Annotated in this window: 23 protein-coding genes and 5 tRNA genes; 17 read left to right on the top strand and 11 right to left on the bottom strand. The window is 62.8% G+C overall.

The features are described 5' to 3' along the window. The first annotated feature begins 14 nt into the window (after positions 1-14). The 5 genes from R2E40_RS19000 to R2E40_RS18980 all read left to right on the top strand — a co-directional run bounded on the left by R2E40_RS19000 (position 15) and on the right by R2E40_RS18980 (position 474). Positions 15-90, top strand: a tRNA-Val gene (locus R2E40_RS19000). A 23-nt stretch (positions 91-113) separates the two neighbouring features. Next, positions 114-189, top strand: a tRNA-Lys gene (locus R2E40_RS18995). A gap of 17 nt (positions 190-206) precedes the next feature. Next, a tRNA-Val gene (locus tag R2E40_RS18990) sits at positions 207-282 on the top strand. 23 nt (positions 283-305) lie between these two features. Continuing rightward, positions 306-381 (top strand) — tRNA-Lys (locus R2E40_RS18985). A gap of 17 nt (positions 382-398) precedes the next feature. Next, positions 399-474, top strand: a tRNA-Val gene (locus R2E40_RS18980). Positions 475-523: 49 nt separating this feature from the next. Here R2E40_RS18980 and R2E40_RS18975 read toward each other — a convergent pair. Further along, positions 524-2,629, bottom strand: coding sequence for a methyl-accepting chemotaxis protein (locus R2E40_RS18975; RefSeq protein WP_318164139.1), 2,106 nt, complete (start codon positions 2,627-2,629; stop codon positions 524-526). A 140-nt stretch (positions 2,630-2,769) separates the two neighbouring features. Between R2E40_RS18975 and nadA the strand changes: the two genes are divergently transcribed. Further along, positions 2,770-3,843, top strand: a complete 1,074-nt coding sequence (nadA, locus tag R2E40_RS18970; protein ID WP_318164138.1) for a quinolinate synthase NadA — start codon at positions 2,770-2,772, stop codon at positions 3,841-3,843. Between the two features lie 70 nt (positions 3,844-3,913). Here nadA and R2E40_RS18965 read toward each other — a convergent pair whose 3' ends face one another. Together R2E40_RS18965 and gap are read right to left on the bottom strand one after the other, a co-directional pair. Further along, a complete protein-coding gene (locus R2E40_RS18965; protein ID WP_318164137.1) occupies positions 3,914-4,780 on the bottom strand; it encodes a D-hexose-6-phosphate mutarotase in 867 nt (288 codons plus the stop codon). 115 nt (positions 4,781-4,895) lie between these two features. Continuing rightward, a complete protein-coding gene (gene gap, locus R2E40_RS18960) occupies positions 4,896-5,891 on the bottom strand; it encodes a type I glyceraldehyde-3-phosphate dehydrogenase (RefSeq protein WP_011707358.1) in 996 nt (331 codons plus the stop codon). A gap of 346 nt (positions 5,892-6,237) precedes the next feature. Here gap and malQ point away from each other — a divergent pair, with 346 nt between their 5' ends. The 4 genes from malQ to msrB all read left to right on the top strand — a co-directional run bounded on the left by malQ (position 6,238) and on the right by msrB (position 13,277). Then, a complete protein-coding gene (gene malQ / locus R2E40_RS18955; RefSeq protein ID WP_318164136.1) occupies positions 6,238-8,427 on the top strand; it encodes a 4-alpha-glucanotransferase in 2,190 nt (729 codons plus the stop codon). Between the two features lie 82 nt (positions 8,428-8,509). Beyond that, complete coding sequence (glgB, locus tag R2E40_RS18950) at positions 8,510-10,687, top strand: 1,4-alpha-glucan branching protein GlgB (protein ID WP_318164135.1); 2,178 nt, start codon at positions 8,510-8,512, stop codon at positions 10,685-10,687. Then, complete coding sequence (glgX, locus tag R2E40_RS18945) at positions 10,687-12,828, top strand: glycogen debranching protein GlgX (protein ID WP_318164134.1); 2,142 nt, start codon at positions 10,687-10,689, stop codon at positions 12,826-12,828. The genes glgB and glgX overlap by 1 nt, the downstream gene beginning before the upstream one ends. A gap of 56 nt (positions 12,829-12,884) precedes the next feature. Further along, the gene (msrB, locus tag R2E40_RS18940) at positions 12,885-13,277 is read left to right on the top strand and encodes a peptide-methionine (R)-S-oxide reductase MsrB (protein ID WP_017411114.1); all 393 of its coding nucleotides are present in this window, start codon (positions 12,885-12,887) and stop codon (positions 13,275-13,277) included. An 80-nt stretch (positions 13,278-13,357) separates the two neighbouring features. Here msrB and chrA read toward each other — a convergent pair whose 3' ends face one another. The 4 genes from chrA to R2E40_RS18920 form a co-directional block, all read right to left on the bottom strand. Next, a complete protein-coding gene (gene chrA, locus R2E40_RS18935; protein WP_318164133.1) occupies positions 13,358-14,509 on the bottom strand; it encodes a chromate efflux transporter in 1,152 nt (383 codons plus the stop codon). A 117-nt stretch (positions 14,510-14,626) separates the two neighbouring features. Next, on the bottom strand, positions 14,627-15,070 hold the full coding sequence (locus R2E40_RS18930; protein WP_016351949.1) for a nucleotide triphosphate diphosphatase NUDT15: 444 nt from the start codon (positions 15,068-15,070) through the stop codon (positions 14,627-14,629). Between the two features lie 214 nt (positions 15,071-15,284). Continuing rightward, the gene (locus tag R2E40_RS18925) at positions 15,285-16,289 is read right to left on the bottom strand and encodes an NADP-dependent oxidoreductase (protein ID WP_318164132.1); all 1,005 of its coding nucleotides are present in this window, start codon (positions 16,287-16,289) and stop codon (positions 15,285-15,287) included. An 82-nt stretch (positions 16,290-16,371) separates the two neighbouring features. Continuing rightward, entirely contained in the window at positions 16,372-16,818 is a 447-nt protein-coding gene (locus R2E40_RS18920; RefSeq protein WP_318164131.1) for an organic hydroperoxide resistance protein, read from the bottom strand. A 142-nt stretch (positions 16,819-16,960) separates the two neighbouring features. On the opposite strand from R2E40_RS18920, the gene R2E40_RS18915 reads away from it, so the two are divergent. The 3 genes from R2E40_RS18915 to R2E40_RS18905 all read left to right on the top strand — a co-directional run bounded on the left by R2E40_RS18915 (position 16,961) and on the right by R2E40_RS18905 (position 18,111). Beyond that, positions 16,961-17,386 (top strand): MarR family winged helix-turn-helix transcriptional regulator, encoded by a 426-nt coding sequence (locus R2E40_RS18915; RefSeq protein WP_016351946.1) that lies wholly within the window; start codon positions 16,961-16,963, stop codon positions 17,384-17,386. 34 nt (positions 17,387-17,420) lie between these two features. Then, entirely contained in the window at positions 17,421-17,648 is a 228-nt protein-coding gene (locus tag R2E40_RS18910; protein ID WP_139393407.1) for a hypothetical protein, read from the top strand. A 145-nt stretch (positions 17,649-17,793) separates the two neighbouring features. After that, positions 17,794-18,111 (top strand): hypothetical protein, encoded by a 318-nt coding sequence (locus R2E40_RS18905; RefSeq protein WP_005304873.1) that lies wholly within the window; start codon positions 17,794-17,796, stop codon positions 18,109-18,111. 90 nt (positions 18,112-18,201) lie between these two features. Here R2E40_RS18905 and R2E40_RS18900 read toward each other — a convergent pair whose 3' ends face one another. Together R2E40_RS18900 and R2E40_RS18895 are read right to left on the bottom strand one after the other, a co-directional pair. Next, positions 18,202-18,678, bottom strand: coding sequence for an Lrp/AsnC family transcriptional regulator (locus tag R2E40_RS18900; RefSeq protein WP_005304871.1), 477 nt, complete (start codon positions 18,676-18,678; stop codon positions 18,202-18,204). A 308-nt stretch (positions 18,679-18,986) separates the two neighbouring features. Further along, positions 18,987-19,607 carry a helix-turn-helix transcriptional regulator gene (locus R2E40_RS18895; protein WP_039214458.1) on the bottom strand — a complete coding sequence of 207 codons (621 nt, stop codon included), beginning with the start codon at positions 19,605-19,607 and terminating at the stop codon, positions 18,987-18,989. 154 nt (positions 19,608-19,761) lie between these two features. Here R2E40_RS18895 and R2E40_RS18890 point away from each other — a divergent pair, with 154 nt between their 5' ends. Together R2E40_RS18890 and R2E40_RS18885 are read left to right on the top strand one after the other, a co-directional pair. Further along, positions 19,762-21,003, top strand: coding sequence for an MFS transporter (locus R2E40_RS18890; RefSeq protein WP_318164130.1), 1,242 nt, complete (start codon positions 19,762-19,764; stop codon positions 21,001-21,003). Positions 21,004-21,215: 212 nt separating this feature from the next. Continuing rightward, entirely contained in the window at positions 21,216-22,037 is an 822-nt protein-coding gene (locus tag R2E40_RS18885; protein ID WP_318164129.1) for a Cof-type HAD-IIB family hydrolase, read from the top strand. A gap of 50 nt (positions 22,038-22,087) precedes the next feature. Here R2E40_RS18885 and R2E40_RS18880 read toward each other — a convergent pair whose 3' ends face one another. Continuing rightward, positions 22,088-22,651, bottom strand: a complete 564-nt coding sequence (locus tag R2E40_RS18880; RefSeq protein ID WP_318164128.1) for a DUF2799 domain-containing protein — start codon at positions 22,649-22,651, stop codon at positions 22,088-22,090. Between the two features lie 208 nt (positions 22,652-22,859). Between R2E40_RS18880 and R2E40_RS18875 the strand changes: the two genes are divergently transcribed. Then, on the top strand, positions 22,860-23,699 hold the full coding sequence (locus R2E40_RS18875; RefSeq protein ID WP_318164127.1) for an isopenicillin N synthase family dioxygenase: 840 nt from the start codon (positions 22,860-22,862) through the stop codon (positions 23,697-23,699). Between the two features lie 214 nt (positions 23,700-23,913). Beyond that, entirely contained in the window at positions 23,914-25,227 is a 1,314-nt protein-coding gene (locus R2E40_RS18870; protein ID WP_029302210.1) for a sodium-dependent transporter, read from the top strand. Here the strand turns inward: R2E40_RS18870 and R2E40_RS18865 are convergent, their stop codons facing one another. Then, the gene (locus tag R2E40_RS18865) at positions 25,228-25,944 is read right to left on the bottom strand and encodes a transporter substrate-binding domain-containing protein (protein WP_318164126.1); all 717 of its coding nucleotides are present in this window, start codon (positions 25,942-25,944) and stop codon (positions 25,228-25,230) included. It abuts the gene before it with no gap. Between the last annotated feature and the right edge of the window lie 301 nt (positions 25,945-26,245).

The following is a 26,245-nucleotide window of genomic DNA, read 5'->3' as shown; positions in this document are numbered from 1 at the left end:
TTTCAAGAATCCCAGGTCGTTTAGCTCAGCTGGGAGAGCACCTCCCTTACAAGGAGGGGGTCACTGGTTCGATCCCAGTAACGACCACCAAGTTTGTAAAAAATGATTTAGATGGGTCGTTAGCTCAGTCGGTAGAGCAGTTGACTTTTAATCAATTGGTCGCTGGTTCGAATCCAGCACGACCCACCATCATTTCAAGAATCCCAGGTCGTTTAGCTCAGCTGGGAGAGCACCTCCCTTACAAGGAGGGGGTCACTGGTTCGATCCCAGTAACGACCACCAAGTTTGTAAAAAATGATTTAGATGGGTCGTTAGCTCAGTCGGTAGAGCAGTTGACTTTTAATCAATTGGTCGCTGGTTCGAATCCAGCACGACCCACCATCATTTCAAGAATCCCAGGTCGTTTAGCTCAGCTGGGAGAGCACCTCCCTTACAAGGAGGGGGTCACTGGTTCGATCCCAGTAACGACCACCAGATTGAAAAAGCCCGCAGCAATGCGGGCTTTTTTTATGGCCGTTCGGCATCAGGTTCTCAGCCGCTCGAGCTGGGTGGCCAGTGCCGTGGCAGCCTGCTCCAGCTGCTCGCTCAGGTGATGGCTGGCGTTGGCCTCCTGCCCCAGGGTGGTGGCGGCGTCGCCGATCCGCATCAGATTCTGGTTGATGGTGTCGCTGACGGCGCTCTGCTGCTCGGCCGCCGTGGCCACCTGGCTGATGTGATCGTGGATCTGCTGGATCTGGGTGACCACCTGATTGAGGGCCTCAAAGGCCTGCTCCGTCCCTTCCACCGTGCTGGCCGAACGAGTGATGCCGGTACTCATCAATTGCTGGCTGCTGTTGACCTCGGTCTGCAGGCTGCCGATGAGCTGACCTATCTCGTCGGTGGACTCCCGGGTCTTGTTGGCCAGCGCCCGCACTTCGTCCGCCACCACGGCAAAGCCGCGCCCCATGTCGCCGGCCCGCGCCGCCTCGATGGCCGCATTGAGCGCCAGCAGGTTGGTCTGCTCGGCGATGGCCCTGATCACGTCGAGAATGCGGCTGATGTTGGTGCTGCGCTGGGCCACCTGGGCGACAGCCTTGTCGGCGAGGTGCATGTCTTCAACCAGGGTGTGGATCTCGGTGCGGGCCCGGCTCAGGGTCTGCTGGGCCGTGCTGATGTGATGGGTGGCCGTCTCCGACTCCTGGGCTGCCTGCTCGGCATAGCCCGCCACGCTGACCGCCGTGGTGCTCATCTGATGCATGGCACTGACCACGCTTTCCAGCTCCAGGCTCTGCTCGTCCAGACTGCTGCGCATGGTGTCGGCCGTCTGCTTCATGCCCTGGGCCTGCTGGTGCACCTGCTGGCCGATCTGCTTGCTGCCCTGCACCATGCCGCGCAACTTGCCGAGGAAGGCGTTGAGGTGGCCGCCCAGCTCGATCAGCTCCTGGTGGGTGTCTATCCTCATCTGCTGGGTCAGGTCCCCCTCGTTGCTGGAGAGGTGGGACACATGGCGGCTGATGAGGGAGAGGGGGGCCGTGATGGTCTGGATGAACCAGATCAGCAGCGCCAGCGCCAGCAGAGTGATGACGACGATGGCGATCAGCTGTTGCTGCTGGGTGGCCTGCAGCAAGTCGCCAAGCTGGTTGCTGATGGTGTTGGCCTGGCTGAGTGCCAGCGCCTTGGGCACCTTGAGCATCAACCACCACTGGGTGTCGGCGGCGTCGATCCTGACCGGTTGTTGCAGGATGAAGTCGGTCTCGGTGTCCTGCTCCTGGCCGGTGGGGGCGGTGAGGCCGGCTTCCGTCAGCGGCCGCCCCAGCTTGTCGGCGTGACGGTTGCTGCCGACGATGAGGCCCATCTTGCTGACCAGAGTGACCTCGGCCTGGTTGTCATACAGGCTCTTGCCGAGGTTCTCGGCCAGTTGCTGGAAGATGGGCAGGTTCATGTCGACGCCGGTGATGCCGACAAACTTGCCGGCTTTCAGAACGGGCACCGTCAGGCTGGTCATCAGCATCTTGTTGCCTGGGCTTATCTCGTAGAGGTAGGGCTCCATCAGACAGGGGCGCAGGGTGTCGCGGCCGCACAGGTACCATTCGCTGTTGCGGATGCCGAACTCGTTGACCGAGGTGTCGTATTTGGCGGCACTGGTGGCGGCATCTACCGGCTGCTGGCTGATCTGGCCGCCCTGGTCGCGGGTGAAATAAATCTCCAGGCTGCCCTTGCCGGCGACGGAGTGGGAGACGCCGGCCTGCCAGCTGGCATCCTGACCATCGTACCCGTCGGGTTCAAACTGGGCATAGATGGAGCTGATGCCGCCCGCTTGCTGCAGTCGGCTGTGGAGCAGCGTCTCGACCTGGGGACGGCTCAGCAGCCTGTCCGGCTGCGCCATGCTGCCCTCCAGCTGGGCCGCCATGCCCAGCGGCACCTGATAGGACTGCTGCAACAGGTCGGCGATCTGCACCGCATAGCGTTCGGCCTGGAACTGCAGGGTACGGGAGACTTCCTGCTCCAGCGCCTGGCGGGTCTGGCTGACGATGTTGCTGCGCAGGGTGTTCAGCGAGGAGGACTGCATCAGAGTCATGGCGAGGCCGCTAGCGAGAAACAGCCCCATGGTGAGCAATAGCAGCTTGGTTTTGAGGGAACGTTGTTTCATTCGACAACTCCTTTGGCAAGAATGACAACGAATTACTTGAGTATATTCGGACACTTGCGCAGCACCGGATTTGTTGATGGGTTTGTGCGCGGCTTCTGGTTATAATTTTTGCCTTTCCAAGCGTTGATGGAACAGTCGCAATGAGCAATGCACTGAACAATGTCCCGCCGGTAGTCGAGATGGACTATCCGTTTCCGGCCAAGCCCCTTCCCCTGAGCGCCGAGCAGAAGACGACCCTGATCGCAGACATCAAGGCACTGCTCAAGGAGCGCAAGGCGGTGCTGGTCGCCCACTACTACACGGATCCCGAGATCCAGGCGCTGGCGGAGGAGACCGGTGGTTTCGTCGGCGACTCCCTCGAGATGGCCCGCTTTGGCCGTGATCACGAGGCGCAGACCCTGATCGTCGCCGGGGTGCGCTTCATGGGCGAGACCTCCAAGATCCTGAGCCCCCACAAGCGAGTCCTGATGCCGACGCTGGAGGCCGAATGCTCGCTTGATCTGGGTTGCCCCATCGAGCAGTTCTCCGCCTTCTGCGACGCCCATCCCGACCATATCGTGGTGGTCTATGCCAATACTTCGGCGGCGGTGAAGGCGCGGGCGGACTGGGTGGTCACCTCCAGCATCGCGCTGGAGATCGTCGAACATCTGGACAGCCAGGGTCACAAGATCATCTGGGGTCCGGACCGTCACCTCGGTGCCTACATCGAGAAGAAGACTGGCGCCGAGATGTTGCGCTGGCAGGGCCACTGCATCGTCCACGACGAGTTCAAGGCCCGTGCCCTGCGTGAGCTGAAGGAGCAGAATCCGGATGCCGCCGTGCTGGTCCACCCGGAGTCCCCAGCCTCGGTGATCGAACTGGCCGATGCGGTGGGTTCCACCAGCCAGCTGATCAAGGCGGCCAAGGAGCTGCCCCAACAGAAGCTGATCGTGGCGACCGATCGCGGCATCTTCTACAAGATGCAGCAGGCCTGCCCGGAGAAAGAGATGGTGGAGGCGCCGACCGGTGGCGATGGTGCGACCTGCCGCAGTTGTGCCCACTGCCCCTGGATGGCGATGAACGGCCTGGTGGCCATCAAGGAGGCCCTCACCGATGGCGCCGAGCGTCACGAGATCCTGGTGGACGAGGAATTGCGGGTGAAGGCCTTGATCCCGCTCGACCGCATGCTCAACTTCGCCGCCGAGCTCAGGCTCAAGACCCAGGGCAATGCCTGATTACCAAGACAAAGAGATGCAAAGAGGGCTCCCGCGGGAGCTCTCTTTATTTATCTGCACCTCATCCAGCTCAGATGATCACGGTGGAGAAGCTGTGCTCTTCATCCGGTGCGACGGTCACGCTTGCCTCGCTGGCGATGGCCGCTTCGACGCAGAGCATGGTGCGATAACCATCATCGCTCATGTCGGCCATGGCGCGGGCGCCTTCCAGCCAGGGGGTCCAGACCACCACGCTGTCGTGGTTGCCGCTGACCACCCGGGTCTCGCGTTCGCCATCCTGGATGCTGACGTGGGCCGCAGGCTGCCAATAGACCCGATCCAGCGGGCCGTTCAGGGTCAGAGGGCCCTGCTGCTGGCCATTCTGGCCGGTCAGTTTGTCAGCATAGGGCTCGCCAAGGCCGCTGACGCTCACTGACTCCGGTGAACTTATCTGCAGGTAGGTGTGCAGGGCTCCGCTGTAGACGAGCGGCGCTTTGCCGGTGTTGCGGGTGGTCAGTACTAGGGCCAGCTCCTTGCCGACCAGCACATCCAGCTCCAGCTCGAAGGCATGAGGCCAGAGCTGACGGGTTGCCTCGTTGTCACGCAGAGACAGGTGGACGAGCGTACCGTCACCGTGATCGGAGACACCGTCCAGCGTCCACAGGCTGGTGCGGGCAAAGCCGTGGGAGGGCTTGCCACTGCCGACGCGGGCAGGGGCCGGGCCAAACCAGGGCCAGCAGAGGGGAATGCCACCGCGAATGGGTTTGCTGCCATCCAGCACCGCCTTGTCGCTGAGCCAGATGGAGGCGGGTTCATCGTGACGCTGGTAGCTCAGCACGTGGGCGCCAAACAGGCTGATTTCTGCCTTGGCGTAGCCATTGTCGACGGTCAGCAGGGGTTGGCCAGCCGGGTGGTGGCTGAGGGTACAGTGGGCAGTCAGAGAGCGTGTCGGTTGCATGAGGACTCCTGTGCTCGCGCACATTCAGAAGAGAGGGTTGGAAAAATCCCGGTCCAGAATACAAAAAGGCGGCCCATGGCCGCCTTTTTCAAGCTACTTGATTGCGTATCCCAAATTACTTGGAGATGTGAGCGATCAGGTCCAGAACTTTGCTGGAGTAGCCCATTTCGTTGTCGTACCAGGATACAACTTTAACGAATTTGTCGTTCAGCTGGATACCAGCCTTGGCGTCGAATACGGAGGTCTGACGCTCACCCAGGAAGTCGGTAGAAACCACTTCGTCTTCGGTGTAGCCCAGAACGCCCTTCATGGCGCCTTCGGAAGCAGCTTTCATCGCTTCGCAGATTTCTGCGTAGGTGGCAGCTTTCTTCAGGTTGACGGTCAGGTCAACAACAGACACGTCCGGAGTCGGAACGCGGAAAGCCATACCGGTCAGCAGGCCTTTCAGTTCCGGGATAACTACGCCAACAGCCTTGGCAGCACCGGTAGAGGACGGGATGATGTTCTGAGCCGCACCGCGGCCACCGCGCCAGTCTTTGGCAGACGGACCATCAACGGTCTTCTGGGTAGCAGTGGTAGCGTGAACAGTGGTCATCAGGCCGGACTCGATACCGAAGGTATCGTTCAGAACCTTGGCGATCGGGGCCAGGCAGTTGGTGGTGCAGGAAGCGTTGGAAACGATGTCCTGGCCAGCATAGGTAGCGTCGTTAACACCCATTACGAACATCGGGGTAGCGTCTTTGGACGGACCGGTCAGAACGACTTTCTTGGCGCCGGCAGCGATGTGCTTGCGAGCAGTCTCGTCGGTCAGGAACAGACCGGTAGCTTCGGCAACAACGTCAACACCGATTTCGCCCCATTTCAGGTTGGCCGGGTCACGCTCAGCGGTAACACGTACGGTTTTGCCGTTGACAACCAGGTTGCCGTCTTTGACTTCAACGGTGCCCTTGAAGCGGCCGTGAGTGGAGTCGTACTTCAGCATGTAGGCCATGTAGTCAACGTCGATCAGATCGTTGATACCAACCACTTCGATGTCAGAACGCTCAGCGGCCAGACGGAAGACGAAACGGCCGATGCGGCCAAAACCGTTAATACCTACTTTGATAGTCATAATTGGTTACCTAACTGTTCAGTAGTCAAAGAAAATTCCGTTTGTAAATTTACTAGAACTCCCCCGTGAGTCAACCAACAATCTGTCTGAAATTGCGCTATATCATGAAAAACTGTGAAATTTATTTTCTGTTTATGTAACTGACTACCAGCTTTTGTCGAAATAACTATCTATCTCTTGGCGGTGCGGTTATCAACAATAGTGCCTGCTCGGTCACACAACCAGCCAGGCAGATGTGTAAAAATGTGCGCGGTTTAGCATGGCCCATAGAGCCACTGTTCAAGTACCACCCATAAAAATTAATCAAAATAGTATAGATAGAATCCACAGCGGGAATTCTCAAACTATGACCACCCTGATTGAACAGCTGGCTGCCGCCAAAGGTATCGCCAGCGAGTATGTTGATGCCTGGGGCCACCCGGCTCAGGTATCCGAAGAGAGCAAGGCCGCCATGCTGGGCGCCATGGGTTACCGCGTCGATGACGAGGCCGCCCTGACCGAGCAGCTTGAGCAGGAGCACCGTCAGCACTGGCTGCGTGCGCTGGATCCCGTGATGGTGGTCCGCAGCGGCGAGCCCATTACCCTCGAAGTCCGTCTGCCCATCGAATTCGTCAACGACGCTCTCAGCTGGCAGCTCAAGCTGGAGCAGGGCGGCCTGTTGTCCGGTCAGCTTACCCCCATCGACGGCGAGCTGGTCGGTGTGGCCGAATTCGAAGAGATGGAGTGCCAGGCCTATCGCGTGGCCCTGGCTGTGCAGCCCGAGCTGGGTTATCACGATCTGATCCTGCTGGAGGAGGGCAACGACGAGCCGCTCGCCAGCATGCGCCTCATCGTCGCGCCCAAGGCGTGCTACAAGCAGCCTCCCATCGCCAATGGCCGCAAGGTGTGGGGTCCGAGTGTGCAGCTCTACTGCCTGCGCAGCCGCCACAACTGGGGCATCGGCGATTTCAGCGATCTTGGCCAGCTGGTCGAGAAGATGGCCGCCTGGGGCGCTCACTTCGTCGGTCTCAACCCGATTCATGCCCTCTATCCGGCCAACCCGGAGAGCGCCAGCCCCTACAGTCCCTCGTCTCGGCGCTGGCTCAACGTGGCCTACATCGATGTGGAAGCCGTGCCCGAATTTCTGGCCAATGCCCGGCTCAAGGCCGAGGTGGTGAACCCCGCCTTCCAGCAGCACTTGAGTGAGCTGCGCGCCAAGGGCAACGTGGATTACACCGGCGTCATCGAGACCAAACTCGGTATGCTGCGTCAGGTGTTCGACCAGGCCAGCCTGAGCGCCGAGCGTCAGGCCGCCTTCGATGCATTCGTTGCCGCCGGCGGTGACAGCCTGCAGCAACAGGCCGCCTTCGATGCCCTGCAAGCCCACTTCTATGCCAAAGGCGAGAATGCCTGGGGCTGGCCGGTGTGGCCGGAGCCGTTCCGTGACTACCACAATCCCGAAGTGGCGGCCTGGATGGCCGAGCACCGCCAGGATGTGAATTTCTATCTCTATCTGCAGTTCCTGGCCGACGAGCAGCTGGCCCGGGCCGACGCCCGTGCCAAGGCGGCCGGCATGGTGATGGGGATCTACCGCGATCTGGCGGTGGGCGTCTCCGAAGGCTCCACCGAGATCTGGGCCAACCGGGATCTCTACTGCCCGAAGGCCTCGGTCGGTGCACCACCCGATATTCTGGGCCCGCTTGGCCAGAATTGGGGCCTGCCTCCCATGAACCCGAATCAGCTGTTCGAGGCGGCCTACCAGCCAATGGTGGATCTGTTCCGTGCCAACATGCGCTCCTGCGGCGCGCTGCGCATCGATCACGTGATGGCCTTGCTGCGCTTGTGGTGGGTGCCGCCCGGAGAGTCGGCCGCCAAAGGCGCCTACATCTATTACCCGGTCAACGACCTGCTCGGCATCCTGGCCCTCGAGTCCCACCGCAACCAGTGTCTGCTGATCGGCGAGGATCTGGGTACCGTGCCGGAGGGGATCGACGTGACCCTGAAAGAGAACGGCGTCCACTCCTACAAGGTGTTCTTCTTCGAGCGCTCCAAGGGCGATGGCGGCTTCATCTCTCCGGCTCACTACGCCGAGCAGGCGATGTCGGCGCTGACCACCCACGACATGCCGACCCTCAAGGGCTTCTGGCATTGCGACGATCTGGCGCTGGGACGCGAACTGGGCTTGTATCCGGATGAAGACGTACTCAAGACCCTGTATGCTGATCGCCACCAGGCCAAGCAGCGCATCCTCGACAGCCTGCACGGCCACGGGGTGATCTCCGGCAACATCAGCCACGACGTGAACTGGGTTGGCATGAACACCGAGCTCAACCACGGTCTGCAACTGCACATGTCTCGCGGCAGCTGCGCCCTGTTCAGCACCCAGCTGGAGGATTGGCTGGAGATGGACAAGCCGGTCAACGTGCCGGGCACCAGTTACGAGTACCCGAACTGGCGCCGCAAGCTGTCTACCGATCTGGAGGATATTTTTGCCAATGAGGCGCTCAAGGCGCTGGCAGGCAAGATGAGCCAGGCCCGTGACGAGGCCAGTCGTTGAGCCACTGCCGACAAAACGTGACTCACTTACATCCGCTTCGGTCCAGGCCGGAGCGGATGCTCAGCTATGAAAGGAAATCTCGATGCTCGTTGAACGTTTGGTTGCAGCCCGCTGTTCCGATCCCTTTTCCCACTTAGGCCTGCAGGCCAATCCGGATGGGCCCGGCCTCAAGCTGACCATCTGGTTACCCGATGCCCAGGCCGTACGGGTCAAGGATCTCAAGTCGGGCAAGATTGTTGCCACCCTGGCGCCCACCGATGATTCGGGCCTCTTTGAAACTGTTTTCACCCGCCGTAAAAATCCCTTCCCCTACCAGTTGCTTGCCGACTACCCAGATGTCAGCGTCGAGGTCATCGACCCCTACCAGTTCCAGGATGCGGGCTGGGCCGGGTTGGCGGAACTCACCTACCAGCCGGAAAACCTCTACCATACGCTCGGTGCCCAGCTGCGTACCGTGGAGCATCTGAACCAGCAAGTGGAAGGGGTGCGTTTTGCGGTCTATGCACCGAGCGCCACCGCGGTGAGCCTCATCGGCGATTTCAACTTCTGGGATGGCCGCCGCCACCCGATGCAGCGCAGCCAGTGCGGTCACTGGGTGCTGTTCGTACCGGGCCTCAAGGCCGGGGATCGCTACAAGTTTGAACTCAAAGATCCGGCGGGCAACCGGCTGCCGCACAAGAGCGACCCGGTTGGTTTCTACTGCGAGCAGTACCCCTCGTTCGCCTCCGTGGTCTATGACCACGACCAGTACCAGTGGCAGGATGCCGCCTGGCGCGAGAGCCAGCTCAACGACAAGCGCGAGCAGCCGCTCTCCATCTACGAGCTGCATGTCGGCTCCTGGAAGCGCCACCCCAACGGCGACAGCCTGAGCTGGCGCGAGCTGGCGGTGGAGCTGGTCGATTACGTCAAGGGGATGGAGTATACCCACATCGAGCTGCTGCCGGTCTCCGAGCACCCGTTCAGTGGCTCCTGGGGCTACCAGCCGGTGGGCATGTTCTCGCCCACCAGCCGCTACGGCACGGCTGATGATTTCAAATACTTCGTGGATCAGTGCCACCAGGCCGGCATCGGCGTCATCCTGGATTGGGTGCCGGCCCACTTCCCGTCCGATGCCCACGGGCTGGCCCGCTTCGACGGCACCCCGCTCTACGAGTACGAGGATCCGCGCCGTGGCTGGCACCCGGACTGGAACTCCTACATCTACGACTTCGGTCGCAATACGGTGCGTCAGTTCCTGGTGGCCAGCGCCCTGTTCTGGCTCGACAAGTTCCACGTTGACGGCCTGCGGGTGGATGCGGTCGCCTCCATGCTCTATCTGGATTATTCCCGCAACGCCGGCGAGTGGGTGCCGAACGTCGACGGTGGCAACCACAACTACGAGGCGATCAGCCTGTTGAAGTGGACCAACGAAGAGGTGTACGGCAAGTACCCCCACGCCATGACCATCGCCGAGGAGTCCACCGCCTTCGCCGGGGTCTCCCGTCCCACCTTCCTGGGCGGCCTGGGCTTTGGCTTCAAGTGGAATATGGGCTGGATGCACGACACCCTCACTTACATGCAGAAAGAGCCCATTCACCGTCGCTACCACCACAACGACATGACCTTCTCCATGGTGTACCACTATGACGAGAACTTCATTCTGTCGCTCTCCCACGACGAGGTGGTGCATGGCAAGCACTCCATGCTCTACAAGATGCCGGGGGACGAGTGGCAGCAGGCGGCCAACCTGCGCGCCTACATGGGCTTCATGTATGCCCATCCCGGCAAGAAGCTCAACTTCATGGGCACCGAGATCGCCCAGAGCAACGAGTGGAATCACGATGCCCAGCTGCCCTGGCACCTGCTGCAGTATCCCAAGCACGGCGGCCAGCAGCGGCTGATCCACGATCTCAACCATCTCTACCGTCATGAACCTGCCTTGTATCAGGCGGATTATGAGCAAAATGGCTTCCGCTGGCTGGATCACAACGACGCCGACAACAGCATCTTTGCCTGGCTGCGGGCCGACAAGCAGGGGGCCAACCCGCTGGTGGTGGCCTGCAACTTCACGCCGGTGCCGCGGCTTGCCTACCGGCTCGGGGTACCGGCGGCCGGTCACTACCGGGTGGTGCTCAACACCGACAGCGAGCATTACTGGGGCAGCAACTATGATGTGGGTCTGGTTTTCGTCGCCGGGCCGACCCCCTGGCAGGGAATGGCGCACAGCATAGTGCTGGATCTGCCGCCACTGGCGACCTTGTTCATCAAACAGGAGTCTTGATGTTCGTAATGGAAAAGGGGCAGGACCATCCGCTGGGGGCCCTGCTCGACGAGACGGGTTGTCACTTTTGCGTCTGGGCGCCGCAATCGGACAAGGTGGAGCTCTGCCTGTTCGATGAGCAGGAGCGGGAGCTGGCTCGCCTCGAGCTGCCCGGCCGGCGCGGTCAGTACCGCTTCGGCCATGTGCGCGGCGTCAAGGCCGGTCAGCGCTACGGCTACCGGGTGCACGGCACGTCGCAGGAGGGGATGCTGTTCGACCCGGACAAGCTGCTGATCGACCCCTACGCCAAGGCGCTCAGTCGCCCGACCCACTGGGATGATGCCCTCTATCAGGGGGACAGTGCGGCCATGGTGGCCAAATCCGTGGTGGTGGACGATGCCTTCGACTGGCAGGGAGTGGGCAAGCCCGCCATCGAGCCGGCCCGCACCGTCATCTATGAAACCCACGTCAAGGGCTTCACCCGCCAGCATCAGGGGGTGCCGAGCGAGCTGCGCGGCACCTATCTGGGCATCTGCCACCCGCTCATCATCGAACATCTCAAGTCCCTCGGCGTTAGCGCGGTGCAGCTGATGCCGGTGGCGGCCTTCATGTCCGAGCCCAGGCTCGAGCAGCTGGGGCTCACCAACTACTGGGGTTACAACCCCATCGCCTTCTTCGCCCCCGAGCCGCGCTATGCGGCGCAGGAGGCGGTGACCGAGTTCAAGACCATGGTGCGCGAGCTGCACAAGGCCGGACTCGAGGTGATCCTGGATGTGGTCTACAACCACACCGCAGAGTCGGGCTTCGACGGCCCCATACTCTCCTTCAAGGGCTTTGACAACGCCGGTTACTACGCCTTCGAGGCGGGCGCCCACGGCCCCGACTACACTCGCCACGCCAACGTCACCGGCTGCGGCAACAGCGTCAATCTGGATCACCCCAACAGCCTGCGGCTGGTGCTCGACGCCTTGCGCTACTGGGTCACCGAGATGCAGGTGGACGGCTTTCGCTTCGATCTGGCGGTTACCCTGGCGCGCGAAGCGGGCGAGTTCGACCCCATGGGGGCCTTCTTCAAGGCCATGATGGCGGACCCCGTACTGGCACGGGTCAAGCTCATCGCCGAGCCCTGGGATATCGGCCCCTTCGGCTATCGGCTCGGCCAGTTCCCGAGCCAGTGGCTGGAGATCAACGACCGCTACCGCGACACGGTGCGCGCCTTCTGGCGCGGCGATGCGGGCAAGATGGGGGACTTTGCCACCCGGCTGGTCGGCTCAAGGGATCTGTTCCCGAAGAACTGGCGCTCTCCCCATACCAGCGTCAACTACCTCTGCTATCACGACGGCTTCACCCTGGAGGATCTGGTCTCCTACAACCAGCGCCACAACCAGGCCAACGGTGAGGACAACCGGGACGGCCACGGCAACAACCTCTCCAACAACCACGGGGTGGAAGGGCCGACCCTGGATCCGCGGGTCAACAACCTGCGCCAGCAGCAGAAGCGCAACCTGATCGCCACCCTGCTGCTGTCGCAAGGCACCCCGCACTTCCTCGCCGGCGACGAGATGGGCCGCAGCCAGCTCGGCAACAACAATGCCTACTGCCAGGACAACCAGATCAGCTGGGTCAACTGGCAGTGGCGGCCGGAGGATGAGCGGCTGCTCGCCTTCACCCAGCAGATGCTGGCGCTGCGGGCGGAGTCCACCGTTTTTTCCAACCTGCAACTGAGCGACGACAGCTGGAACGGCGCCCCCAGCAGCTGCCACCAGGTCAACTGGTATCACCCGGACGGCCATCAGCTCACCGATCAGGACTGGCATGCCCCCATGGGACAGGCGTTCGCCATGGACATCGGCATGATCGGCTGCGGCGGGGAGCGCTGGTACGTGCTGTTCAACGCCAGCGACTACGACATCCAGTTCCGTCTGCCGCCGCCGGGTGAGGGGCTGGAGTGGATCCAGACCATCGACACCGCCACCAACGACGGGCTGCCGTTCCTGCCCGACGACATCAAGCGGCAGGTGGCGGTGGGCCGGGCCCACTCCCTCAAGCTGCTGGAGCGGGTCGCCCTGAGTGCGGTGGCGCTGGCCGAGGAGGGGGTGGTCGCCACCCCGGATGTTGCCGTCGTGTTGCCAAGCGGATCACAGTTCCCGCTGGCGGGGTAGAGCGCGGCGCCCTGACTGGGTATGCTGGGCACCGATATTCACGGCAAGGAGTCAGTATGAGCGGCAACACCCCCAACCCCGAGCAGTGGCGCCGGCAGTTGAGCGCCGAGCAGTATCACGTCTGCTGGGAGAAGGGCACGGAGCGTCCCTACAGCGGCGCCCTGCTCCACAACCGCAAGAGCGGCGACTACCTGTGCGTCTGCTGCAAGCAGGTGCTGTTCCACTCGGATGCCAAGTTTGACTCGGGCTGCGGCTGGCCCTCGTTCGATCGGGCCATCGAGGGGACCGTGACCTACACCGAGGATGGCAGCCACGGTATGAAGCGGGTGGAGATCACCTGCAGCCAGTGCGGCTCCCACCTTGGCCACGTCTTCCCGGACGGGCCGACCGAAACCGGTCAGCGCTACTGCGTCAACAGCCTAAGTCTGGATTTCGATCCCGAGCCCTGAGTCTGGCGCCCGGCATCCATGCAAAAACGGCCCCCTGCCTTGGCAGGGGGCCGTTTCTTTGTGGCCGCTGCCTGGGTCGATCAGGCCAGCAGCAGGGTGGCTACCACCAGTAGGGTGGCCAGCGCCAGAATGGGCAGCTTGAGTACCCGCAGCAGGTAGAAGCCGATGGCGGCCAGCGCCAGATCGGTGGGGACCTGCACGGCGCTCTGCCAGACCGGCTGATAGAGCGCCGCCAGCAGCAGACCCACCACGGCGGCGTTGATGCCGGCGACGGCGCCGGCGAGGCGAGGGCGGGCCAGCCAGCTCTGCCAGCAGGGGCCCATGGCCCACAGCAGCAGAAAGCCGGGCAGAAACAGCGCCAGCGTCGCCAGCAGGGCGCCGCCCACCGGGGTGGCCGGCAGCAACTGGGCGCCGAGATAGGTCGCCAGGGTAAACATGGGGCCGGGCACCAGCTGGGCCAGGCTGTAGCCGGTCAGAAACTGCTGCTCGCTGAGGCTGTGGCCCACGCTCTCGGCTAGCAGGGGCAGCACCACGTGACCGCCGCCAAACACCAGGCTGCCGGCCCGGTAGAAGTCGGTGACCAGCTGGCCGACGGGGCCCCCCAGCAGTGGCAGGCCGACAAACAGCAGGGCAAATAGTAGCAGGGTGGGCCAGTGGGGTTGATGCACAGGCATGGACTGAGCCGGTGAGGACTGTGGGCCCGGTGTTTGCGGCGCGCCGACGCGGGCACAGAGCAGGGCGGCGCCCGCCAGCATGACGAGCTGGGTGAGCAGGCCGGGTTGCCACCAGAGGGCGGCCGCGGTGGCGACCATGATCCCCTGATTGCGCGTCGTCTTGCAGAACTGGCGGCTCATGGTGATCACCGCATCGGCGACCACCACCAGCGCCAGCAGCTTGAGACCGTGCAGGGCGGCATCGAGCCAGACGTTGTTGCCGAGCTGGCCCAGACCGATGGCGGCGGCCAGCAACAGCAGGAAGGAGGGGAGGGTGAAACCGGCGAAGGCGGCCAGCGCCCCACCGAGCCCGGCCCGCTGGCGGCCGATGGCAAAGCCGAGCTGGCTGGAGGCGGGGCCCGGCAGCAGCTGACAGAGGGCCAGCGACTGGGCAAATTCGGCCTGGGTCAGCCAGCCCAGCCGCTCGACGAAGGTGCGCTGGAAGTAGCCGATATGGGCGGCGGGTCCGCCGAAGCTGACACAGCCCAACCATAAAAACTGAATAAACACCTGCCCCACGTCCTCACTCCCTCGTTGTCATCATCGCCCCGATGATATGACAAAGCGGTGACTTTTTTATGACAAATCAGGGGGCTGCTGGCAGGTTGCCGCGCCTTGTTAGCCGGCAGGCAATGATCACTCCGTCGGCTGGCCTGGTTGTGGCAGATAGCAACGGCCAGCAAGCCAGCAGGCTATCGATTGGCGGCTGGCATCGAAGTGGGGCTCTGGCAGATTGCGCGGGTCGCACCAGACCCAGCCTTCGCACTTCTCCGGCTCCAGCAACTGGGGCTCTCCCTCTACCTCGGCCAGCAGGGTGACCGAAACATAGTGCAGGCCGCTTTCACGCCAGGTCTCCAGGTTGTTGGTGACGGCGATGACGCTGGGGTTGCTGATCTGAAAACCGGTCTCCTCGGCCACCTCCCGGATCGCTGCCGATTCGAACGTCTCCCCCAGCTCCAGATGGCCGCCGGCAATGGACCAGTAGGGGGCGTGGCTGCCCTTGCGCTTGCCAAGCAGCACCTGGCCCTGGCGGTTGGTGAGGATCACGCCGACACCGACGCGGGGATAGGGAGTAGACATAAGAAGGGCTCCTTGCTGAGGGGGTAATGGGTTGGTCAGGATCACTCTGTCATCGACCGCCGACGTGGGGATAGGGAGTAGACATAAGCAGGGCTCCTTGCAGGGATGAGCTGGCCGCTGAAACGGCGGATTGCACCATAAAAAACGGGCCCACCTTAGGGCGGATGGGCCCGTCATGCAAGCAGTCTGCGGCGTCAGGCGCCAGTGCTGCGGATCACGCCAGCTTGACCAGCATCTTGCCGGTGTTGCGCCCCTCGAACAGCCCGATGAAGGCCTGCGGCATGCTGGCGAGCCCCTGATAGACGGTCTCTTCGGCCTGCAGGGTGCCGGCGTCGAAGGCCGGGGTCACCTCGGCCAGAAACTCGCCGTAGTGCTGCCAGTGATCGAACACGATCAGCCCCTGCATGGTGAGGCGTTTGCGGATCACCTGGGAGAGGTTGCGCGGGCCGCTCGCCTCGCTCTGGCCGTTGTACTGCTCGATGAGGCCACACATCACAATGCGGCCGTGCACCACCATGTGGTTGAGGGCGGCGTCCAGCATGGCGCCCCCCACGTTCTCGAAGTAGACGTGGATCCCCTCCGGCGCCAGCCGGGCCAGCTCGGCATCGAGATCCGGAATCTCACGGTAGTTGATCACCTCGTCGGCCCCCAGGCTCTTGAGGTAGGCCACCTTGTCGGCCGACCCGGTGGAGCCGATGACGCGGGCCCCTGCCCGTTTGGCAAGCTGCACCACCATGGAGCCGACGGCGCCGGAGGCGGCCGACACCAGCACGGTTTCACCGGCCTGCAGTTTGGCGATGCGGTTAAGCCCGGTCCAGGCGGTCATGCCCGGCATGCCGAGGGCGCCGAGAAAGAGCTGGGGCGGCAAGCGGGTGTCGGGCAGTCTGGTCAGCTGGGCACCGTTGGCGACGAAGCGATCGCGCCACCCCAGCATGCTGCTCACCCGATCACCCACCGCGAAGTCCGGGTGACGGGAGGCTTCCACCACGCCGATGGCGCCGCCATCGAGGGGGCCGTTGAGGGGGAAGGGGGGCACATAGCTCTTGGCTTCGCTCATGCGACCGCGCATGTAGGGATCCACCGACAGCCACTGGTTGGCGACCCGCACCTCTCCTTCTTGCAGCTCGGGCAGAGCCACCTCGGTCAGGGTGAAATCGGCCAGGCTGGGCAGGCCGACCGGGCGACGCAGCAGCTGGATCTGATGGCTGGACTGATTCATGGTTTTTTCTCCAGTGTGAGGGGGGTTGGCAACCTGCGAGTCGCCAGCATGGCTATTTCCAAGGGGTTGAGGCTGAACGGGTTCACGCCGTCTCATCCAGCGGGGCGCCGTTGAGCAGCAGCCGGGTGACCACATTGCCCCGCATGGCGTTGGAGAAGGGGCAGGTCTGGTGGGCCAGCCGCACTATCTGCTCGGCCTGCGCCGCCTGTTCAGGTTGGGTCGTGGCGAGCGCGACGTCCAGCGTGATGGCGAAGTTGAAGCGGCCATCGTCCAGCGCCAGCAACTCGACCTCGGCGGTGACGGGAGCACTGGAGATAGGGGCGCCGAGTTTGTGGGCCACGTGGATCAGCGCATTGGAGAAGCAGGCGGCGTAACCGGCGGCCAGCAGCTGTTCTGGGTTGTTGCCCTTGCCATTGCCGCCGAGGGCGGTCGGCAGGGCCAGTGCCAGCTGCAGGCTGTTGTCCAGGGTGTGAACCTCACCGTTGCGGCCGGCCTGGGCGATGGCTTGAGTGCGATAGAGCGTCTTCATGTCGGGGCCTCTGATTTTGTTTGTGTGCAAAGTAAATCCAGACTAATCCCGAAAATACGGGCTGACAACTATTTTGTGTGCAAATTATTCGACCCCCGATTTTCCTGGGGTATACTGGCCCCAGTCGTCAGCGAGGTGCCCCATGAGTGAATTGAAAAAGCAGGTCTGTTTTGCCCTCTACAGCGCCTCCAATGCGGTGATGCGGGCCTATCGGCCGCTGCTGGACAAGCTGGATCTCACCTACACCCAGTATCTGGTGATGTTGTCGCTGTGGGCGCGGGACGAGGTCAGCCTCAAGGAGATAGGTCAGGAGACCGGGCTGGATGCGGGCACTCTGACCCCCATTGTCAAGCGGCTGGAGAGCAAGGGCTGGTTGACCCGCACCGTCTCCAGCGAGGATGAGCGGCAAAAATGCATCGGCCTGACCGAGGCGGGGCGTCAGCTGCAGCAGGAGGTGAGGGAGTGTTGTCTGGCGGACAACTTGCGTAATCAGGTGGATCTGGCCGATGCTGAACTGGCCCAGCTCAAGCAGCTCTGCGATCGCATCTCGGCGCAACTGGGGCGCTGAGTGCGGCCCATCCATCCAGCCTGAGGATCACCCGATGAAAATCCTGTTACCCCTGTTTGCCCTGTTGCTGACCGCCTGCAGTTCTGGTTCCCATGCCCCTTCGATGGCCATCGACGATGCCGATGCCTGGCAGGCTATCTGCAAGGACGGTACCCGGGTGCGGGCCGTGGTGGAGGAGGGGATCTGCGCGGATCATCGCGGTGTTGCCATGTGGACGAATAAGCCAAGAGCCGCACGGATGGCAGAGGAAGCCGCCAAATAGTGTGATCCAGGCGCCATAAAATGACACAACCGGCCGAGTGGCCGGTTTTTTTCGCGATCCCGTCGGCACTTTGCCATCTTGTTCATGGTGCGCTCAGTTTTCTCTTCCCATACTGGCCCTACAGTTCCAAAAGAGGAGAGACGAGATGCAATCATCGTTGGTTGGGCTCTCCATTCTGTGGGGGCTGGCCAGTTTTGGTGTTCAGGGGGATTTCATCGAGAGCCGTGATTCCGTTGCGCCATCCTGGCAAGCCGAGTCCAGAGTGGAGATGGAAGGTTATCTGATCGAGTCGCTGGGTGAAGATCGCTGGCTGTTCGACAACGGCAGCGAGAGCCTGCTGGTCTCCCTGCCCCAGGGGCAGTGGGTGCCGACCGGCGAGCGGCTGCGGGTCAGCGGCGAGCCCCAGCAGGAGCAGGCCGGCTGGCTGTTGCAGGTGCAGGATGTCAGCCAGGTAGCGGTCTGAGTACAGGTCGCTGACTGCAGATATAAAGAAGAGGAGGCCACTGGCCTCCTCTTCTTTTATCCGGTCTGGCCTGCCGATCAGGGCCGGCGGTCAGCCCAGATGGTTGAGCGGCAGCGCCGTCTTGTGCTTGATCCGGCGCAGCACGAAGCTGGAGCGCACCCCGGTCACCCCCGGGATGTGGGTCAGCTTGTCCAGCAGGAAGTGCTGGTAGTGTTCCATGTCCCGCACCACCACCTTGAGCTGGTAGTCGGCATCGTTGCCGGTGATGAGGTCACACTCGAGCACTTCGGGCAGCTCACTGATGGCGCGGTCAAAATTTTCGAACCGCTCCGGGGTGTGCCGGTCCATGGAGATGTGAATGTAGGCGGTGAGGGTCAGCCCCAGTTGGCGGGCGTTGAGCAGGGTGACGTGGGTGTCGATGAGACCGGCATCCTCCAGCGCCTTGACCCGGCGGGAGCAGGGGGAGGGGGAGAGCCCGACCAGCTCGGCCAGCTCCAGGTTGCTGATGCGGCCATTCTCCTGCATCAACTCCAGAATATGCCTGTCTATGCGATCAAGTTTCAGCATTCTCCGTTCCTCGTTGCAATTACTAATTCACTTTTCCTAGATTAAGGGTGAACTATTGCAAAAACAACTGAAAATACATGCTACTTCGCAACCACTCACTGGGCCGGCAGGGATACCATGGTTACATCTTCCGGTGGCAAGACAGAAACCCAACCCGGTCTCTGTGGTGAAGGACCTTACCGGGTCAACAACCCCATCAGCCGTCTCACCTTATCGGGCAACGACGGGCTGGAACGAGAGCATCCCCTCCCCGAAGGCAACAAAGCAGGCATCCCGGCGCCTGCTTTGTTGTTTCTGGCGTTTGCGGATCAAGGCTGTGGCCTGATGCGATAGAGACAGCGGTGATCCCCCTCCAGCAGATACTGCTCCCGCTCCACCCCGGCCGGTGCCAGCAAGCGGCGAAACATCTCCAGTTCGCTGCGACAGAAACCCCGACAGGCCCGCGCCGCCGCGCAGATGGGGCAGTGGCTCTCCCACAGCAGCCAGCTGCCATCCTCCTCCTGGCGAACATCCGCCATATAGCCCTCTCGCGTGCGCTGCGCCGTAAGTGCCGCCAGCCTGTCGGCCAGCGCGGGCTGGGTCAGCTCGGCCTGATAGCGGGCCAGCTGCTGCTGCTCCCGCTGGGCGATCAGCCGCTCCATGCCCACTTCGCCAAACAGCTGCTGGATGTTGTCGATAAGCTGCAGCGTCAGTTCGCTGTGGCTGTCAGGGAAGCGTTGCCAGGCCTGTTCGGTGAGGTGCCACAACCGTACCGGTCGACCGCGCCCGCGGGCCTCGTCCTTGAAGCTCACCCAGCCGTCGGCCTCCAGCGTCATCAGGTGCTGGCGAGCCCCCATGGAGGTCATCTGCAACTGCTCTCCCAGCTCGGCGGCGCTCTGTGGCCCGTGGCTCTTGAGCAGAAACAGTATCTTGTCGGTGCTGGCATTCATGGCAAGGCTCTCATCGTCGGCAGGTGTGGCCGCGGTTCTGACATGGATAAGAGCATTATGGGGAGGGGGATTTTTTAAATCAACAATTCGCTTTACTTAATCTGGTTTGATTGCCAACATAAATAAACCAATAACTTTATTTAATGGGGCAAACATGGAAGGGATCAAGGGGCAGGCCAGCCTGTGGGTATTGGTGATGACGGTGACGCTGGCGGTGGCGGGCTTCAGCCTGCCATCCCCGGTGCTGGCACCGCTGTTGCTGGATCCGGCTCAGGGCATGCTGACACCGGAAGCGTCGGACTGGAGCCGCAAGGTGTGGCTGGGGGTCATCATGGGGCTCTATCCGCTGTTTCAACTGGTAGGGGCTCCCTGGCTCGGCAAGTTCTCCGATCGCCATGGCCGCAAGCCGGTGCTGACCCTCTGTCTGGTGGGCGTGCTGGTGGGCTATGCCCTGATGGCGCTGGGGATCGCCTGGCGATCCTTGCCGCTGCTGTTGCTGAGCCGGGTGGTGGAGGGCTTCTTCAACGGTGACATCGCCATCGTGCAGGCCATGGCGGCCGACATGAGCACCGCCAAAACCAAGGCGCGCAGCTTCGCCTGGATCAACATCGGCATGAACCTGGGCTGGGTGGTGGGCCCCATGATCGGCGGTTATGCCGCCGTGGTGTCCGGCGATTACAGCCTGGCGGCCTGGCTGGCGGTGGCCATGACCCTGGTCAACCTGCTGCTGGTGTTCTGGCTGCTGCCCAATCGGCCGGCGGCGGCCCGCAGTGAGCAGCCGGCACCGGCCCTCTCTTCCCGCCCGCTGCTGCTGCAACCGGCGCTGCTGCCCTATTTCGTGCTGACCCTGCTCAGCTACGGCGCGGTGCAGCTCTACTTCACCTACTTCAACGTCTGGTTGGTGGAGAGGCTGGCCTGGGATCCGGTGCAGCTGGCGCAGGCCGCCGTAATGGTGAGCGTGCCCATGATCCTGGGGTCCTGGCTGGGCTCCCGCCTGGCTCGCCATTGGCGCGGCAGCAGTCTGGGGGTGGCCGGTCATCTGGTGATGGCGGCGGGCATGCTGATGTTCGTGCTGCCAGGCCACTGGTGGGGGCTGGCACTCACCTTTATCCCCACCGGCATCGGCATGAGCCTGGGGGAGCTGGCGACCTCGGTGGCGGTCTCCAATCGCAGCCATGCCGAGCAGCAGGGGCAGGCGATGGGGCTCTATCGCGGGCTGGCGGTGGGCAGCGAGATCCTGGCGGTGGTGGTCGGCAGTCTGGTGCTGCTGGCGGGCACCGAGTGGCCCTTCTATCTGGCTGCGCTGTGCAGCCTGCTCTGTGCCATCGGCTTTTATGGGCTGCGCCGGGCGGCGGATCGGCGGCAGCGGCTCGACGTCCAGATAGAAGCCGGCTGACGGGATCACAGTTCGGCGACGGGATGGCGGGCCGGACTTGCATCGTGGCGCCGACTCTGGGACGGTATGGCTCTTTGCTTCGTTTGCCCGATCGCCCATAGCTCCCCGTTATGCTCAGCCTTTGGCGATGGCGTGAATCGTTATCAGGCCATGGCGTTGAAATCGGGTTGGTATGGCGCTGCATTCATTCGTTTCGACATTTTGGAGGTGATATGAGTCGTTTTCAGGCCATTGCGTTGGACATGGACGGTACCTTGCTGACCCGGGATCACAAGATCTCGTCCGCCACCCGGGCCGCGCTGGCCCAGGCCCGCGCCCACGGCATCAAGGTGCTGCTGGTGACGGGGCGTCACTTCATGACGGCCCGGCCTTTCCATCACGAGCTGGCCCTCGACACCCCCATCATCTGCAGCAACGGTGCCTACCTCTATGATCCGGTGCAGGAGAAGATCCAGGCCGGGGATCCGCTGGCGGTGGCTCCCCTCAGCCGGCTGCTGGCGGAGGTGCAGGCGCACCAGATGGGGGCGCTGTTCCATCTCGACGAGGGGATCGGCTACCTCGGCTGCGAGGAGCATGTGACCAGGATGCGTCACTGGTCGGCGAGCCAGCCGGATCATCTCAAGATCTCCCTGCTGCCGGCGGAGGATCTGGCGAGCTGGCTCAGCCGGCCGGTCTGGAAGCTGGAGCTGTTCAACCAGGATCCCGCCCTGCTCCATCACTTCATGGCTGAGGTGGTGGAGCAACTGCCCTTTACCCGCGACTGGGCGGCGCCCTATGCGGTGGAACTGGTGCAACCCGGCTGCAGCAAGGGCAACCGGCTGGCCCAGTGGGCGGCGAGCGAGGGGATTGCGATGGAGAACGTGGTGGCGTTTGGCGACAACAACAACGACATCAGCATGTTCGAGCAGGTGGGGCTGGCGGTGGCCATGGGCAACGCGGCGTCACAGATCCAGGCGCTGGCGGATCGGGTCACCGCCGATCACAACGAAGATGGCATCGCGCTGGCGCTGCAGCGCTGGATCCTGCCCGCCTGAGGGGCAGAAACAGCAACAGAAAGGGGCCATGTCGGCCCCTTTTTTGTTTGTCAGTTCCCGAAGGAGAACTGGATCACCCGATCCGGGAAACGGATCCGGTTGTAGTCACGGCGCAGCCCCTCGTAGTGACGGATGGCGCGCTCGCGCTGGGCGCGGTAGTAGTCGCGCTGCTTGCTGTCGTTCTCGTTGCGGATCTGGCGCTCCAGCGTCTCGATGTCGCGCTCGGTCCGCTCCATGTCGCTCTTGAGGTCGCTGAGCTGTTTCTCCACCAGGTACTCCTGGCGGCCGCGATCGTACTGGGTCAGGAAGCTGGCATCGTTGGGACAGACGCCCTGATACTCGGCGCCGGACTTGCCCTTGCTGTAGGCGAGCTCCGGAATGCAGTAGAGCTCCAGCCCCTTGGCATAACCCCGTTTCCACTCCGCCTCGTCCACCGTGAGGCCGTATTCGCCGCAGGTCGAGACGTAGTCGCGGGTGGCGGCCCGGGTCTTGCCCTGCTCGCCGTCCTGATAACCCAGGTTGTACCAGCTCATGGTGCGGCACTCTTCTTCCGACAGCGAGCTGCAACCGGCGAGCAGAAAAGGCAGGGTCAGCAACAGGATCTTGGGGGACATGGACGACGGGCTCCGAGAGGGATGATGGGGGCATTCTAGAGAGGATGCCGGGGCAGGACAAGGGATGAAAAACGGTGCTGGCCGGCGCCGTTTTCTGAGCGGTTTGTCACTATTTGCGCGGGCTGGCGGCGTGGCGGCCCGCGCCCTTTCCTTGTTGCCGGTCACGGGGTAAACTGCGCCATCTTTTAACTGGCGCGTAACAAAAACAATGAAAGTCCTGACCGTCGATTACCGCTCGCCCGATGCGGCGCAGCGCTTCACCGAATCCCTGCGGACCACCGGCTTCGGGGTACTGACCAATCACCCCATCCCGAAAGAGCTGGTGCAGTCCATCTATGACAACTGGTATCGCTTCTTCATGAGTGAGCAGAAGCAGGACTTCCTGTTCAATCGCGAGACCCAGGACGGCTACTTCCCGCCGTCGGTGTCCGAGGTGGCCAAGGGCCACAGCCAGAAGGACATCAAGGAGTACTTCCACCTCTACCCCTGGGGCCAGATGCCGGTCGAGCTGAAAGAGCAGGCGATGGAGTACTACCGGCTCGCCAACAACCTGGCGGCCGAGCTGCTGGGCTGGGTCGAGCAGTACACCCCGAGCGACATCGCCGCCCACTACAGCTGCCCGCTCTCCTCCATGATCGAAGAGAGCCAGAAGACCCTGCTGCGGGTGCTGCACTATCCGCCGTTCGACGGCACCGAGGAGCCGGGTGCCATCCGCGCCGCCGCCCATGAAGACATCAACCTGCTGACCATACTGCCCGCCGCCAACGAGCCGGGCCTGCAGGTGAAGGGTTCCGATGGCGAGTGGATGGACGTGCCGTGCGATTTTGGCACCCTCATCATCAACATCGGTGACATGCTGCAGGAGGCCTCCCACGGCTACTACCCCTCCACCACCCACAGGGTCATCAACCCGACCGGCGGCAGCGCCAGCAAGTCGCGCATCTCCCTGCCGCTGTTCCTCCATCCGCGCCCGGACGTGGTGCTCTCCGAGCGTCACACCGCCTACAGCTACCTGATGGAGCGGCTGCGGGAGCTGGGGGTGATCTAGTCCCCAAAGCGGGTTCACCATCCTGTAAAACCGGAGCAAAATTGCTCCGGTTTTTATTTGTTGGCAGGATTGCGCGTTAAATAGAATTTAATTAGGTAATGATGCCAATAATGCGCGTTTTATCCAGATAGGCGGCGTTGTGATTGCGCAGCCCCCCCCGTACTCTGAGCGTCATTCTGGGCCCCTTGTGGCGGGCCCCACGGTTGGAGTTCTTATGAAGCAGTCCCAATGGTCATCCCGGCTCGGTTATATCCTGGCCGCCGCCGGTTCCGCAGTCGGTCTCGGCGCTATCTGGAAGTTCCCCTATGTGACGGCCGCCAACGGCGGTGGCGCCTTCCTGCTGGTGTTTCTGCTGTTCAGCTTCACCCTGGGGGTGGCGGTGCTGATGGGGGAGACCTTGCTCGGCAGCCTGAGCCGGCGCGGGGTGGTAGGGGCCTTCGGTGCACTGATGGGCAAGCGCTGGCGCTGGGTCGGCGCCATGGGGCTGCTCAGCAGTCTGCTCATCTACAGCTTCTACAGCGTGGTGGGTGGCTGGACCCTGGGCTACACCGGCATGGCGCTGGCGGGCAGTCTGCAGCACGGTGACGGCGCGGCCCTCACCGCCCGTTTCAACGACTATGTGGGGGATCCGCTCTGGCCGGTGCTGACCCATCTGCTGTTTGCCGGGCTCACCTGGTGGTTCGTGCAGGGAGGCGTGCAGAAGGGGGTGGAGCGCACCCTACGCTGGATGATGCCGGCCCTGTTCATCATGATCCTGATGCTGGTGGCCTTCGGCCTCACCCTGCCCAACGCCATGGCCGGGGTGCGCCACTTCCTGATGCCGGATTTCAGCAAGCTCGGCATGTCCGGCGTGCTCGACGCCATGGGGCTGGCCTTCTTCTCCCTCTCCATCGGCCTTGGCATTCACACCACCTATGGCGCCTACCTGCCCTCCAGTGACGGGGTCGGCCGCTCCAGCCTCTGGGTGGTGCTGTTGGCAAGCCTCATCGCCGTGCTGGCGGGCTTGATGATCTTCCCGGTGCTGGCGGCGACCGGCATCGATCCCGCCTCCGGCCCGGGTCTCACCTTCATGACCATGCCGGCGGTGTTCCAGCAGTTGCCGTTCGGCCAGGGGCTGGCGGTGGTGTTCTTCGCCTTGCTGGTGGTGGCGGCGCTGTCGTCGGCCATCTCGCTGCTGGAGCACCTGCAGTGCTTCGTCAGCGAAGGCCTGGGCTGGTCACGGCGGGCCGCCTGCGGCCTCATCACCGCGCTGGTGATGGCGGGGGGGATTCCGGTCAGCCTGTCGTTCGGGCCCTGGGCCCAGGTGACCCTGTTTGGCAAGAACATCTTCGAGCTGCTCGATTTCGTCACCTCCAACCTGATGATGCCCATGTTCGGCTTGGCGCTCACCCTGCTGCTGGGTTGGAAACTGGGACGCCAGGCGCTGCCCGCCGGGCTGGCGCTGCACTGGCGTACTCTGGTGATGGGCTGCTGGCGCTGGCTGGCACCGCTGCTGATCGGCGGCATCCTGGTGCGCGGGCTGGTGTGATCAGGGTTGGCGGGTGGGCTGCTGCGCCTGCTGGTGACGGTCCCTGACCTTGTCGATGGCCGCCTGCCAGCGGGCGATCACGGCGTCATCCTCGCTCTTCGAGAAGACGATGTAGAGCCAGCTCTCCTGCAGCAGCAGCCCGGAGTTCACCACGCTGCGGGGGGAGAACTTCATCTTGGCCAGGATGGCCGGCATGATCTGCTCCCCCATGGGGAAGGCGTCTATCTTGCCGAGCATCAGTCGTTCGATGGCGTCTTCTATGGTCTGGCAGCGCACCAGGTTGGTGTAGCCCTCGCGGGTGAGCAGCTCGTCATCGGCATTGCCGAGCAGCACGCCGACCCGCGCCAGCTGGCGCAGCTGGGCCAGATCGGTCAGCGGCTGGCTGCCCCTGGTCTGGTAGATCACCACCCGGTTCAGAAACAGCGGCCCTACCCACTTGAACTGAGGCTCCCGCTGGGGCGTGCGCAGAATGACGAACAGGGCGAAGCCGGGCTCGACCCGGGTCAGCGCCAGCGCCCGCTTGAGGGGGTAGATCTTGATGGGGTAGTCGACCCCCATCTCCTGCTGGGCCTCCTGCACCAGTTGCACCGCCAGCCCGCCAAGCTTGCCGTCGCTGGTGTGGGTAAAGGGGGGTAGCTCGTGGCTGAGCAGGGTCAGCGGGGGTTGTATGGCCTGCGCCAGGCCGGGCAACAGTAGCCAGGGGAGCAGCCATTTCATCCAGTATCCGGTCAGGTGCGTCACGTCGGTACATCCATGTTGCGCAAGGGAGTGGCAGGGCAGGTCGGTCCCATCCGGTTAGCTCGAACCCGCCCAAGCTAAGACTATTATCGTTCAAGGCAGTGGGCGGGGAGGCTGCGGCGCTGATTTTTGGCGCCGGCCGGGTGAAAACAAACTTTTTTTGGCCACATGAAAAAAAGTTTGTTCATGTTGTGTCAATTTTTCTTTCCATGGTTTAGGCTGTGATCCCTTTTCAGCATTCAGATCAGATTATTCATGTCACGTCGCGTTGCCCTGTTCG

The organism is Aeromonas sp. CD, assembly GCF_033349375.1.
In the GTDB taxonomy this organism is placed as follows: domain Bacteria; phylum Pseudomonadota; class Gammaproteobacteria; order Enterobacterales; family Aeromonadaceae; genus Aeromonas; species Aeromonas hydrophila.
Note: the sequence above shows the minus strand (reverse complement) of the source record. Positions and strands in the feature narration are given on the sequence as shown.

What these genes read in the sequence shown, in the direction of transcription:
- R2E40_RS18975 (WP_318164139.1), bottom strand. Translation starts at nt 2,629, where the DNA reads ATGAAACAACGTTCCCTCAAAACCAAGCTGCTATTGCTCACCATGGGG.
- nadA (WP_318164138.1), top strand. Translation starts at nt 2,770, where the DNA reads ATGAGCAATGCACTGAACAATGTCCCGCCGGTAGTCGAGATGGACTAT.
- R2E40_RS18965 (WP_318164137.1), bottom strand. Translation starts at nt 4,780, where the DNA reads ATGCAACCGACACGCTCTCTGACTGCCCACTGTACCCTCAGCCACCAC.
- gap (WP_011707358.1), bottom strand. Translation starts at nt 5,891, where the DNA reads ATGACTATCAAAGTAGGTATTAACGGTTTTGGCCGCATCGGCCGTTTC.
- malQ (WP_318164136.1), top strand. Translation starts at nt 6,238, where the DNA reads ATGACCACCCTGATTGAACAGCTGGCTGCCGCCAAAGGTATCGCCAGC.
- glgB (WP_318164135.1), top strand. Translation starts at nt 8,510, where the DNA reads ATGCTCGTTGAACGTTTGGTTGCAGCCCGCTGTTCCGATCCCTTTTCC.
- glgX (WP_318164134.1), top strand. Translation starts at nt 10,687, where the DNA reads ATGTTCGTAATGGAAAAGGGGCAGGACCATCCGCTGGGGGCCCTGCTC.
- msrB (WP_017411114.1), top strand. Translation starts at nt 12,885, where the DNA reads ATGAGCGGCAACACCCCCAACCCCGAGCAGTGGCGCCGGCAGTTGAGC.
- R2E40_RS18930 (WP_016351949.1), bottom strand. Translation starts at nt 15,070, where the DNA reads ATGTCTACTCCCTATCCCCGCGTCGGTGTCGGCGTGATCCTCACCAAC.
- R2E40_RS18925 (WP_318164132.1), bottom strand. Translation starts at nt 16,289, where the DNA reads ATGAATCAGTCCAGCCATCAGATCCAGCTGCTGCGTCGCCCGGTCGGC.
- R2E40_RS18920 (WP_318164131.1), bottom strand. Translation starts at nt 16,818, where the DNA reads ATGAAGACGCTCTATCGCACTCAAGCCATCGCCCAGGCCGGCCGCAAC.
- R2E40_RS18915 (WP_016351946.1), top strand. Translation starts at nt 16,961, where the DNA reads ATGAGTGAATTGAAAAAGCAGGTCTGTTTTGCCCTCTACAGCGCCTCC.
- R2E40_RS18910 (WP_139393407.1), top strand. Translation starts at nt 17,421, where the DNA reads ATGAAAATCCTGTTACCCCTGTTTGCCCTGTTGCTGACCGCCTGCAGT.
- R2E40_RS18905 (WP_005304873.1), top strand. Translation starts at nt 17,794, where the DNA reads ATGCAATCATCGTTGGTTGGGCTCTCCATTCTGTGGGGGCTGGCCAGT.
- R2E40_RS18900 (WP_005304871.1), bottom strand. Translation starts at nt 18,678, where the DNA reads ATGCTGAAACTTGATCGCATAGACAGGCATATTCTGGAGTTGATGCAG.
- R2E40_RS18895 (WP_039214458.1), bottom strand. Translation starts at nt 19,607, where the DNA reads ATGAATGCCAGCACCGACAAGATACTGTTTCTGCTCAAGAGCCACGGG.
- R2E40_RS18890 (WP_318164130.1), top strand. Translation starts at nt 19,762, where the DNA reads ATGGAAGGGATCAAGGGGCAGGCCAGCCTGTGGGTATTGGTGATGACG.
- R2E40_RS18885 (WP_318164129.1), top strand. Translation starts at nt 21,216, where the DNA reads ATGAGTCGTTTTCAGGCCATTGCGTTGGACATGGACGGTACCTTGCTG.
- R2E40_RS18880 (WP_318164128.1), bottom strand. Translation starts at nt 22,651, where the DNA reads ATGTCCCCCAAGATCCTGTTGCTGACCCTGCCTTTTCTGCTCGCCGGT.
- R2E40_RS18875 (WP_318164127.1), top strand. Translation starts at nt 22,860, where the DNA reads ATGAAAGTCCTGACCGTCGATTACCGCTCGCCCGATGCGGCGCAGCGC.
- R2E40_RS18870 (WP_029302210.1), top strand. Translation starts at nt 23,914, where the DNA reads ATGAAGCAGTCCCAATGGTCATCCCGGCTCGGTTATATCCTGGCCGCC.
- R2E40_RS18865 (WP_318164126.1), bottom strand. Translation starts at nt 25,944, where the DNA reads ATGAAATGGCTGCTCCCCTGGCTACTGTTGCCCGGCCTGGCGCAGGCC.